Annotated in this window: 10 protein-coding genes; 3 read left to right on the forward strand and 7 right to left on the reverse strand. The window is 60.9% G+C overall.

All coding sequences use genetic code 11. The features are described 5' to 3' along the window. Positions 1-3: 3 nt before the first annotated feature. Positions 4-1,455, forward strand: coding sequence for an aldehyde dehydrogenase (locus CFBP4996_RS24570; RefSeq protein WP_080853455.1), 1,452 nt, complete (start codon positions 4-6; stop codon positions 1,453-1,455). A 23-nt stretch (positions 1,456-1,478) separates the two neighbouring features. Here CFBP4996_RS24570 and CFBP4996_RS24575 read toward each other — a convergent pair whose 3' ends face one another. Continuing rightward, complete coding sequence (locus CFBP4996_RS24575) at positions 1,479-2,375, reverse strand: choline sulfate utilization transcriptional regulator (protein ID WP_080853454.1); 897 nt, start codon at positions 2,373-2,375, stop codon at positions 1,479-1,481. A 94-nt stretch (positions 2,376-2,469) separates the two neighbouring features. Between CFBP4996_RS24575 and choX the strand changes: the two genes are divergently transcribed. Together choX and betC are read left to right on the forward strand one after the other, a co-directional pair. Continuing rightward, entirely contained in the window at positions 2,470-3,423 is a 954-nt protein-coding gene (gene choX, locus CFBP4996_RS24580) for a choline ABC transporter substrate-binding protein (protein ID WP_080853453.1), read from the forward strand. Between the two features lie 14 nt (positions 3,424-3,437). Further along, positions 3,438-4,952 (forward strand): choline-sulfatase, encoded by a 1,515-nt coding sequence (betC, locus tag CFBP4996_RS24585; protein WP_080853452.1) that lies wholly within the window; start codon positions 3,438-3,440, stop codon positions 4,950-4,952. A gap of 15 nt (positions 4,953-4,967) precedes the next feature. On the opposite strand, the gene CFBP4996_RS24590 is transcribed toward betC, so the two are convergent. The 6 genes from CFBP4996_RS24590 to CFBP4996_RS24615 are packed head-to-tail and all read right to left on the reverse strand — an operon-like array spanning position 4,968 to position 11,476. After that, positions 4,968-5,858 carry a carbohydrate kinase family protein gene (locus tag CFBP4996_RS24590; RefSeq protein WP_080853451.1) on the reverse strand — a complete coding sequence of 297 codons (891 nt, stop codon included), beginning with the start codon at positions 5,856-5,858 and terminating at the stop codon, positions 4,968-4,970. Continuing rightward, positions 5,855-6,895 (reverse strand): ABC transporter ATP-binding protein, encoded by a 1,041-nt coding sequence (locus CFBP4996_RS24595; protein ID WP_080853450.1) that lies wholly within the window; start codon positions 6,893-6,895, stop codon positions 5,855-5,857. The genes CFBP4996_RS24590 and CFBP4996_RS24595 overlap by 4 nt, the downstream gene beginning before the upstream one ends. Then, the gene (argH, locus tag CFBP4996_RS24600) at positions 6,895-8,409 is read right to left on the reverse strand and encodes an argininosuccinate lyase (protein ID WP_080853449.1); all 1,515 of its coding nucleotides are present in this window, start codon (positions 8,407-8,409) and stop codon (positions 6,895-6,897) included. Before argH ends, CFBP4996_RS24595 begins: the two co-directional genes overlap by 1 nt. Before the next feature lie 4 nt (positions 8,410-8,413). Then, complete coding sequence (locus CFBP4996_RS24605) at positions 8,414-9,256, reverse strand: carbohydrate ABC transporter permease (protein WP_059756272.1); 843 nt, start codon at positions 9,254-9,256, stop codon at positions 8,414-8,416. Continuing rightward, positions 9,253-10,194 (reverse strand): carbohydrate ABC transporter permease, encoded by a 942-nt coding sequence (locus tag CFBP4996_RS24610; protein ID WP_080853448.1) that lies wholly within the window; start codon positions 10,192-10,194, stop codon positions 9,253-9,255. Before CFBP4996_RS24610 ends, CFBP4996_RS24605 begins: the two co-directional genes overlap by 4 nt. A 16-nt stretch (positions 10,195-10,210) precedes the next feature. After that, positions 10,211-11,476: a sugar ABC transporter substrate-binding protein gene (locus tag CFBP4996_RS24615; protein WP_080853447.1), complete on the reverse strand. Its 1,266-nt coding sequence runs from the start codon at positions 11,474-11,476 to the stop codon at positions 10,211-10,213. Positions 11,477-11,496 lie beyond the last annotated feature (20 nt).

The following is an 11,496-nucleotide window of genomic DNA, read 5'->3' on the forward strand; positions in this document are numbered from 1 at the left end:
ACCATGCAGACTGTCAATCTTTTCATCGGCGGCGATCATTGCCCGGCCGCAAGCGGCAAGCGCTTCGAACGCAGCAACCCCATTACCGGCGACGTGGCGACGAGTGCTGCGGCGGCAACGGTGGAGGACGCCACCCGTGCGGCCGATGCCGCGGCCGCCGCTTTCCCGGTCTGGTCGGCAACGCCGCCCGGTGAACGCCGCCGCCTGCTTCTGGCTGCCGCGCAGGCGCTTCTCGCCGCCGGGCCTGATATTACCCAGGCGATGAAGGAAGAAATCGGTGCAACAGATGCCTGGGCCGGTTTCAACGTCAAACTGGCAAGCGACATGCTGGTGGAGGCGGCAAGCCTGACCACCCAGATCAAGGGCGAGATCATTCCCTCCAACCGTCCGGGAACCATGGCGATGGCGCTGCGCCAGCCCGCCGGTGTCGTGCTGTCCATCGCGCCCTGGAATGCGCCGGTCATTCTCGGCGTGCGCTCCATCGCCACGCCGCTCGCCTGCGGCAATACGGTTGTCATGAAGACCTCGGAACTTTGCCCGCGCACCCATGCGCTGATCATCGAAGCCGTCGCTTCGGCGGGTCTGCCGAAGGGCGTGCTCAACGCCGTCTCCAATGCGCCGGAAGACGCGGCAAAGATCGTCGATACGCTGATCGCACACCCCGCCGTGAGACGCGTGAATTTCACCGGCTCCACCCGCGTTGGCCGCGTGATTGCCGAAACGGCTGGCCGTTACCTTAAACCCGCTCTGCTGGAGCTTGGCGGCAAGGCGCCGTTCATCGTGCTTGACGATGCCGATATCGATGCGGCTGTCGCGGCCGCCGCTTTTGGCGCCTATATGAACCAGGGCCAGATCTGCATGTCGACGGAGCGTATCATCGTGCTCGACAGCGTCGCTGATGCATTTGTGGAGGCCTTCGCCAGAAAAGCGTCGAGCCTCACGGCTGGCGATCCGCGTGAGGGCAAAACACCGCTCGGCTCGCTGGTCAGCGCCGAAGCGACATCGCGCATTCGGTCGCTGGTGGATGACGCCGTCTCCAAGGGCGCGCGGCTGGTGGCGGGCGGCGGCGGCAACGGCACGATGATGGATGCGATCGCCGTCGATGGCGTCACGCCCGCCATGCGGCTTTATGCGGAGGAAAGTTTCGGTCCGGTCGTCTCCATCATCAGGGCCGGCAGCATCGATGAGGCAGTGAGCATCGCCAACGAAACCGAGTTCGGTCTTTCCGCCGCGATTTTCGGCAGGGATCAGGCACGGGCGCTTTCGATTGCGGCGCGCATTGAAAGCGGCATATGCCACATCAACGGCCCGACCGTTCACGATGAGGCGCAGATGCCCTTCGGCGGGGTCAAGGCCTCCGGTTACGGCCGCTTCGGCGGTACGGCGGGCATCGCGGAATTCACCGAGCTACGCTGGGTCACGCTGCAGGACGGGCCGCTGCATTATCCGATCTGAACCAATAGCGCTGGCGGGCGGCGTCATCGCCGCTCGTCGATCAGCCAGCCGGTGAGTTTTCTCACCGCGCTGTCGCTGCTTTTCGGCCGCATCAGCCAGTAGCCGCGTCCCGGCGCATCGAGGCTTGGGCCGGCCGTCACCAGCACGCCGGCTTCGAGCAGCGGATCGACCAGCCCGGCCCAGCCGAGCGCGAAACCCTGTTCGCCAATGGTCGCCTGCACTACCATGGTGTAATTGTTGAAGCTGATGTCGCCGCCATCGTGGTCGGCCGTTCTCTGCACGCCAAAATGCTTGAAATAGGAAGGCCAGTCGAACCAGTGCGCCTGCGAGGTGTTTTCGAGGTGGATGAGCTTCCGTTGCGAAAAATCCGCAACGGTCGCGGGCGCCGGTGTCTCGGCCAGCAGCGCCGGCGAGCAGACCGGCGTGACCTTTTCCGAAAGCAGCAGCACCGCCCCGTCGCCCGCTTCCTGCCGTGTGCCGAAAATGATCATCACGTCGCTATCGTGTTTGCCCTGGCCGAGCGGATCCTGCGTGGCGACGATCTGGATGTTGATGTCGGGGTTGAGCGCCCGAAATCCGTGCATGCGCGGGATGAGCCACAGGGACGAGAAGGCATAGTCCGTGTGCAGACGGATGGTCTGCCGTTCCTCCGTCCGGCGAAGCTGCTGCGCCAAAAGATCGATGGCATCGACATTGCGCGAGACGATCTCGAACAGTCGCTGGCCTTCGGCCGTCAGTTCGATGCCGCGATGTTTGCGCCGGATGAGGATTACGCCCAGCTCATCCTCCAGCCTGCGGATCTGATAGCTGACCGCAGGCTGCGTCAGCCGCAGGGATGCCGCCGCCGCCGTCAGGCTGCCGCGGCGGGCAACCTCGGTGAAAATGCGCATCCATCCCAGATCAAGCGGCCGGTCTGACATTAAAATTCCTTATATCAACTATCGAAAAATACCCGCTTCACAGGCAAAAGCAACGTGGTGTTCAATAAACTGGATTGATAAAAGGGGAGCCGCAATGAAAACCGTTTCTCATCTGCATCGCATCGCCGCCGGTCTTTTTCTGTCCGTGGCGGCCTTCTCCACCCCGCTTCAGGCGGCCGATGACGCGGCCTGCAAGACGATCCGTCTCAGCGATCCCGGCTGGACCGACATTACCGCCACCAATGGCGTCGCTTCCGTTTTGCTCGATGCCTTGGGTTACGAGGCCGACGTCAAGACGCTGTCGGTGCCGATCGGTTATCAGGCGATGAAAAACGGCGAAATCGACGTTTTCCTTGGCAACTGGATGCCGGCGCAGAAATCCTTCGTGGATGATCTTAATGCCGCCAAGGCGGCTGAGGTGATGACGAAGAACCTCGAAGGTGCCAAATTCACATTGGCCGTGCCGGCCTATATGGCGGAAAAGGGCGTCAAGGATTTCGCCGATCTCGCCAAACATGCCGATGAATTCGAAAGCAAGATTTACGGAATCGAGCCGGGTGCACCGGCCAACCAGAATATCCAGAAGATCATCGACGCCGATGATTTCGGCCTGAAGAGCTGGCAGCTCGTCGAATCCGGTGAGCAGGCCATGCTGGCGCAGGTGGAACGGGCGGGCAGGGACAAGAAGGCCGTGGTCTTCCTCGCCTGGGCGCCGCATCCGATGAATGAGAAGATCGATATCGCCTATCTCTCCGGCGGCGACGCCTATTTCGGCCCGAATTTCGGCGGCGCGGAAGTCTACACGCTCGCCCGCACCGGCTGGCCGCAGCAATGCCCGAATGCGGCGACGCTGTTCAAGAACCTCAAATTCGATATCGGCATGGAAAACAGCCTGATGGGCTCCATTCTCGGTGGTGAGGATTCGAAGGCGGCGGCAGCTGCATGGCTGAAGGCCAATCCGCAGGCGCTGGATGGCTGGCTGCAGGGTGTCACCACGCTGGACGGCAAGCCGGGTGCGGACGCCGTCAAAGGCAAGCTTGGTCTCTAAGCCGGAAGGTGGAAATGCCGCGTCCCAATATTCTGATCCTGATGGCCGACCAGTTCAACGGGACGTTTTTTCCCGATGGCCCGGCCGATTTTCTCCACGCACCCCATCTCAAAGCATTGGCGAAGCGGTCCGTCCGCTTCGCCAACACCTATACAGCAAGCCCGCTCTGCGCACCGGCCCGCGCCTCCTTCATGTCCGGGCAATTGCCAAGCCGGACACGGGTTTACGACAATGCCGCCGAATTCGCTTCCGACATTCCGACCTACGCCCATCATCTGCGGGCGGCGGGTTATTACACCGGCCTTTCAGGCAAGATGCATTTCGTCGGCCCGGACCAGCTGCATGGCTTCGAGGAGCGCCTGACGACGGATATCTATCCGGCCGATTTCGGCTGGACGCCTGATTACACCAAGCCCGGCGAGCGGATCGACTGGTGGTATCACAATCTCGGCTCGGTCACCGGCGCAGGCGTCGCCGAAATCACCAACCAGATGGAATATGATGACGAGGTGGCCTATCACGCCACCCGCAAGCTCTACGACCTGTCGCGCCGCCTCGATGACCGGCCGTGGTGCCTGACGGTCAGCTTCACCCACCCGCACGACCCCTATGTGGCGCGGCGCAAATTCTGGGATCTCTACGAGGACTGCTCGGCGCTTGATCCGCAGACACCGCCGATTGCCTTCGAGGAGCAGGATCCGCATTCGAAACGGTTGCTGGAAGCCTGCGATCACGAAGCTTTCGATATTTCGCCAGAGCAGATACGCCGTGCGCGGCGCGGTTATTTTGCCAATATCTCCTATATCGACGAAAAGGTCGGCGAAATCCTCGAAGTTCTGAAGGCGACGCGGATGGAGGAGGATACGATCATTCTCTTCCTGTCCGACCATGGCGACATGCTGGGCGAGCGCGGGCTGTGGTTCAAGATGTGTTTCTTCGAGGGTTCCGCCCGCGTGCCGCTGATGATCGCCGCGCCCGGCTGGCAGCCGGCTTTGATCGACACGCCAGTCTCGACGCTGGATGTCACGCCGACGCTCTGCGGATTAGCCGGGCTTGATATCACTTCGCTCAAACGCTGGACGGATGGCGAAGATCTGGCGGCGCTGGTCAAGGGAACCGGCGAGCGCGGCCCGGTGCCAATGGAATATGCCGCCGAAGGCTCGATAGCACCGCTCGTCGCCCTTCGCGACGGGCGCTACAAGCTGTCGGTCTGCGAGGCCGATCCGCCGTTGCTCTATGATATCGAGGCGGACCCTGAGGAGCGGATGAACCTTGCTGGCGATCCTGCTTTCAGTGCCGTTCTTTCATCGCTTTGCGCTGAAATCGACAGCCGCTGGCAGCTTCCTGTTTTCGACGCGGCGGTGCGGGAAAGCCAGGCGCGTCGCTGGGTGGTCTACAAGGCGTTGCGCAACGGCGCTTATTACCCGTGGGATTACCAGCCTTTGCAGAAAGCCTCCGAGCGCTATATGCGCAACCACATGGACCTCAACGTGCTGGAGGAAAACCAGCGATATCCGCGCGGGGAGTGAAGCGGGCAGGGCGGATCAGGCGGCGGTCGCCCTTGGCGCGCCGCCTGCCGCCTGCACGGCAAGGCTTCCGGCGGCAACACCGGCCTCAAGGCAGAGCTTCTCTTCCTCTCGCCGCAGCCATGCATCGATGAAGCCGGCATTGAAGGCATCGCCCGCACCTGTCGTATCGACCACCCGGACTTTTTTCGCTGCCGCGTGATGGAAACCCGCTCGCGAGGAGACCCAGGCGCCCTGCGCGCCGCCCTTCAGGGCCACGACCGGAAACGCCCCGGACAAAGCGGTGAGAGCGGCTTCAGGGTCCGCATGGCCCGTGATCGCTTCGGCTTCTTCGAGGTTGGGCAAAAACACGTCGACGCCGGCGCAGGCCCTGAGCAGGCCCTTGTCATAGATCAGCGAAGCATCCCAGCTCGGATCGAGTGAGACGGACAGTCCATTATCCTTGGCGCGGGAGATGAGATCGGGGATTTCGTGCAGCGTGGCGAATTCGGCGATATGCAGATGGCGGGCCTTTTGCCAGCTAAAAGCGGCATCGAGGGTGGATGGCCGGGCGGCGCCGGCGCGGCGCGTCAGGAATGCGCGGTCATGACCAACCACCGTCGCAACCGTGACCTGCGGTCCCGCATCCGCCGAATGTTCCAGAAATTGCAGGTCCACACCGCTCTGCTGCATTTTTTCGCCGATGGCGCATGAGAAGGTGTCGGTGCCGAGTCTTGCCAGCAGTGCGGCCGGGCGGCCGATATGGGCGAAATGGGCGGCGGCGATGAAAGCTCCGCCACCGGCGGCGATTTCCATGTCGCTGGCAAACAGCTCCCGGCCGAGTACCGGCAATTCGTCAAGCCCGGTGAAAATGAGGTCGCAATAGATCCGGCCGATGCTGATGACGGCTGATTTTTCTGTTGTCATCATGCGCGGCCCAGAAGCTTTTCCGTTTTGGCGTCGAAAAGGTAAAGCGCGCCCGTTTCCGCCCGGCATTGCAGCTGGCTGCCGACGGCGGGAATGGATTTGCCCCTTGCCGTTGCGATTACGGAGGTGGTCGCCGTATCCAGGTGCACCAGCGTTTCCGGGCCGAGCGGCTCCACCGCCGTTACCGTTCCCTCAAGCGAGAAGGCGTTCCGGGTGGCATCGGCTTCTCCAACAAGCAGATCATGGGGGCGAATGCCGATCAGCAGCTCGCCCGTGGCCGATGGCGCGACGCTGTTCGTCGTTCTGGTACCGCGCAACAGGTTCATCGAGGGGCTGCCGATGAAACGCGCGGTAAAGACATCCACCGGCGTCTCATAAAGTTCCGTCGGCGTGCCGACCTGCAGGATATGGCCGTCCTTCATCACGACGATACGGTCGGCCATGGTCATGGCTTCCACCTGATCGTGGGTCACGTATACGGTAGTTGTCTTAAGACGCTGGTGCAAGCGTTTGATTTCAATGCGCATCTGCGATCTCAGTTGCGCGTCGAGATTGGAGAGCGGCTCGTCGAAAAGAAAGGCTGCGGGATCGCGCACCATGGCGCGGCCGATGGCGACACGCTGCCGCTGGCCGCCCGACAGGGCCGCGGGCCGGCGGTCGAGCAGGGCTTCCAGTCCCAGCACCCGGCCGGCCTCTTCGATGCGCCGGTTCTTTTCCTCGCGGTCGAGCTTCGATGTATAAAGCCCGAAGCCGATATTCTGGCGAACCGTCATATGCGGGTAGATCGCATAGTTCTGGAAGACCATGGCGATGTTGCGCTGTTTCGGTTCTTTCTCGTTGACGACATTTCCGGCGATTTTCAGCGTGCCGTCGGAAATTTCCTCCAGACCCGCGATCATTCTGAGGGTGGTGGATTTACCGCAGCCGGAAGGGCCGACAAAAACGACGAATTCGCCGTCTTCAATGGCAAGGTCGATGCCCTTGACCGCCTCCACCTTGCCGTAGCGCTTTACCAGTTGATTGAGTTCGATTGTCGCCATTATCGCGCTCCTGTCAGGGCGGTAAATTTCTCTGCCAGCTCGGCGGCTTTCGCCGCTTCGTAATCGGCGGATCGTTGTGCTTCGGCCTCAAACGCACCGAGCTTGCCGCGATAGGCCGCAATCGCCTCCCGCATCGGTTCAGGGGCAGGGCCGCCGAAGCGGCTGCGAACGGCGACGAAGTGCTCCGGCGAAACGATCTGCCTGAATTTTTCCTCGTCGATGCCGGTGTCGCGCCCCGTCAGCTCATGGAACGCCTTGAGGAAAGGCTGGTAACCGTCATTCGGCAGATCGCCCTTCAGCGCGACGACGCTTCTGGCGACGGTCGCAGCAATCTCATGGGCCTGCCGGAAAGACAGGTCTTCGATGCGGACGAGCGAATCCGCCAGTTCCGTGATGGTGATGCAGGAGCGACGAATATTCTGCTCGACCCTTTCCGGGTCGATGCTGATCTTGCCAACGAGGCTGGCGAGAAGATCGAGCACCCGGCCGGCAGAAGTGAAGGCCTCGTAACCCATGCCCTGGGTTTCACCCTCGCTGTCGTTCATGTCGGTGAAGGGCGTGTTGTGCATCACGTCAAGCACGGTCCGCGCCCGGCCGAATGCCTGGCTGGCGAGGTGGCGCAGATGTTCGATTGGCACCGGGTTGCGCTTCTGCGGCATGATGGAGGAAATCTGCACCAGCGAATTCGGCACGTAGATCTGGCCGACTTCAAAGCTCGTCCAGAACTGGAAATCCTGAATGAGCCGGCCGAGATGGAGGAACATCAGCTCGATCGCGCCATAGGTTGCCGTCGTATAATCGACGGCGGCGATGCAGGAATAGGAATTGCGTAAGGGTGCGGCAAAACCCAGCAATTCGGCAACGCGCGCACGGTCGATGGGAAAGCCCGAGGTGGTGATGGCGGCAGCCCCCATCGGCGAAAGATCGACGATACGGCGGGCCTCCGCGAAGCGGTCAATATCCCGGATCAGCACTTCGATGGCGGCAGAGAGATAATGGCCGAAGGTGGTAGGCTGGGCGGGCTGCCCATGCGTATAGGCCACGATCAGGGTGGATTGATTACGCTCGGCAGTATCGATCAGGGCTTTCAGCAGGATGCGCGCCTTGGCGGTGAGCGTATCGATCTTGTCCTTGAGGCCGATCTTGAACAGCGTGTGGTCGATGTCGTTGCGCGAACGGGCCGTGTGCAGGCGGCCGGCGACGTCGACGCCGATACGGGCTTTAAGTTCCTTCTCGATCAGGAAGAAGAAATCCTCGACTTCGCCGGTATAGACCAGTTCCGATGGCTCGATGGTTCTGTCGATGTCTTCCAGCGCGCCGGCGATCTTCGCTGCCGTGTCAGCATCGAGAATGCCGGTTTCCCGAAGCATGACCAGATGGGCGCGGTCGATGCGGCGGAAACCGTCCACATGGTGGTTCTTGGCGCCGTCGAACAGCGGGCGCAGCACGGTTTCCTTGTAGACCGGATCGGGAAACTTGCTGGTATCCGACTGGCGCGGGTTCATATCGGCCATGATATTATCCTTTCAGACCCGCCAGCATCACACCGCGAACGATGTAGCGTTGCAGGACTATGAAGACGATGAGGGTAGGGATGGTCGCAATGGCTGCGCCCGTCATGATCATTTCCCACTGGATCTGCTGCTCCACCGCAAAGCTCGAAAGCCCGACCGGCAGTGTGTAGAGTTCCTTGCTTGTCGTGACGATCAGAGGCCAGAAAAATGCCGTCCAGTTGCCGAGGAAGGTGAAGATGGCGAGCGCCGAAAGCGCCGGCGTGACGAGCGGCAGGGCGACCTTCCACCAGATCTGAAATTCGTTGAGCCCGTCGACCCGCGCTGCCTCGATGAAGTCGTTCGGAACGGTCTCGAAGAACTGCTTCATCAGGAAGGTGCCGAAAGCCGTCATCATGCCAGGGAACATGATGCCCCAATAGCTGTCGAGCCAGCCGAGCTGGCTGGACATCAGATACCACGGAATGACAAGCATTTCCGTCGGTATCATCAGCGTCGAGAGAATTGCGAGGAAGATGAAGTATCGGCCACGGAATTCGAATTTCGCCAGCGTATAACCGACCAGACTGTCGAAGAAGCAGTTGGAAACGGTGACGATGACCGCAACCAGCATCGAATTGAAGAACCAGCGCAGAAAACGGCCGTCGGCCATGACGGTGATGTAGTTTGCGAGCGTCGGTGCAGCCGGAATGAGCCTGAGATCATAGACCTGATCCGCCGTCTTGAACGAGGTCGAGAACATGAAGAGCAGCGGCGAGACCATGATGAGGCCACCGATGAACAATATGGTCCAGGCGATGATGCGGCCGGGGCGGATGCGGGCGTGGGAGAGTGGCGGCGCTTCGCTCATTTCTTTTCCCTCAGGACCCAGAGCTGGATCAGCGATACGACGAGAAGAATGGTGAAAAGAACGACCGTCTGCGCGGCGGCATAACCCATCGCATAGGAATTGAACGCGGTCTGGTAGATCATCAGCACCAGCGGCTTGGTAGAGCCGAGCGGTCCGCCCGGATCATTGGTGGTCATGTTGTAGACCTGGTCGAAAATGCGCAGGAAGCCGATGGAGGAAAACACCACGAGGAAAACGGTGGTGGGTTTCAAAAGCGGCAGCGTGATCTTGCGCAGGATCGCCCATTCGCCGAGGCCGTCTATGCGCGCTGCTTCATAAAATGTCGTCGGAATGGCGCGCAGGCCGGCCATGAAGATGATGATCTGGAAACCGAGGCCCGCCCAGATGGCGGTTATCATGATCGAATAAAGCGCCTGATCGGTGGAGCGGATGAAAGGCTGCTGCGGAATGCCGAGAAGCCCAAGCACGTCGTTGATGATGCCGATGGGCGGCGGCTGATAAAACCAGCGCCAGACCCAGGCCATCGCGGCGGCCGTCGTCAGATAGGGCAGGAAATAGAGCGCGCGGATGAAGCCGTGCAGGATGCGCACCCGGTCGAGATAAAAGGCGATGACGAAAGCCAGAACGAGGCTGATCGGCGTGCCGATGATGAGATAGGTGAAGGTGTTCCTGAAGACTTTCCAGAATTGCGGGTCCTTGAACAGCTTGGCGTAGTTGGCGATGCCGATGAATTTTGCCGGTCGCAGCAGGTCCCAGTTGGTGAAGGACAGCCAGAAGGCCTGCAGCGTCGGGTAAAAGCGGATGACGCTGTAAAACAGGATCGGGATCGCCAGAAAGCTCCAGATCCACAAAAGCCGTTTCGTGCGCATGGAAAGGCGATCTCCGAAGGAGCCGCCGGGGCGGCCGGATGCCGCCCCCTGTTGATCGATCGCTGTCATGTCGGACCTGCGGGTTTTAAGGTTTCGCCGCGTCGATGATTTCCTGCTCGGCTTCGGCGGCCTGCTTGACGGAATCCTCGACGGACTGGCCCTCGAGCAGGATCCGGTTCGTCATGTCGATGGCATTCTGCCGCTGGGCGGCTTCGTCCTTGAACAGGGTCGTATGGGCGTATTCGAGGCCCTTCAGGAACGGCGCGTAGACCGGGTCCTTCAGGTTCTCTTCGGTCAGCGCCGCAGCGCGCCGCGCCGGCAGCTCGCCGACAGTCTTCAGCCAGATCGCCATGGCCTCCGGTGAGGAGATGTAAGCAAGGAATTTCTTGGAGGCTTCCAGTTCCTCGCCGCTCGTCTTGGCGCTGATGCCGTTGGCGAAATAGCTGGCATAGTTGGAGCGGATATTCTTGTCATTGGTGGGAAGCTCGGTCACGCCCCACTCGAAATCCTTGATGGTCCTGAAGGATCCCAGACGGAAGGTGCCGTCGATAGTCATGCCCGCCTTGCCGGCGCGGAAGGCGGCCTGGCCTTCATCCATGAAGCCCACCTGACCGATCTTCTTCTCAAGCTGCAGGCTCGTATAGAACTTCAGGGCCTGAACGCCCGCTTCGCTGTTATAGGCGACCTTCTGGTCGTTGTCGGTGTAGGGCTCGCCACCGAACTGGCGGATGAGAACCTCACGCCACCATTGATGGTCCTGTCCGCCCATGTCGAGCGTGGAGCCGGCAACGGCGAGGTTTCCGGCGGCATCGTGCTTGGCGATCTTTTCCGCAGCAGCGACGAATTCATCCAGCGTTTTCGGCGGATTGGCGGGATCGAGGCCGGCTTCGGTGAAGAGCTTCTTGTTGTAGAAGAGCGCCAGCGAGCGAACCGCCGTCGGCAGGCCGTAATAATCGTCGCCGCGCTTCATGGCGCTGACGATGGGGAAAAATTCGCTTTCGATCTTGTCATGCGGGAAAGCATCGGCCGGCAACGGCTGCAAAATGCCGCCGGCTGCGAATTTATCCAGCCAGCCGTAGAAGAGCTGCATCACGTCCGGGCCTTTGCCGGAAAGATTGGCGGCGATGACGCGCGTCTGGTAATCGGCGTAGGGGAAGGTCACCTGCTTGACGGTGATATCAGGATTGGCCTTCTGGAATTCCGCGATCAGCTCGTCCATGGCCTTCACGCGTGTATCGAAGACATATTGCCAATATTCGATTTCAACCGCCTGTGCGGCGTTGAATGCGAATGTGCTGAAACCGGCGACCAAGCCGGCGAACAGAGTTGCCCTGCGCATGTAAGCCTCCATTTCCTCCGTCCGGTCTTCCG

It is taken from the genome of Agrobacterium leguminum (assembly GCF_005144435.2).
GTDB lineage: Bacteria > Pseudomonadota > Alphaproteobacteria > Rhizobiales > Rhizobiaceae > Agrobacterium > Agrobacterium leguminum.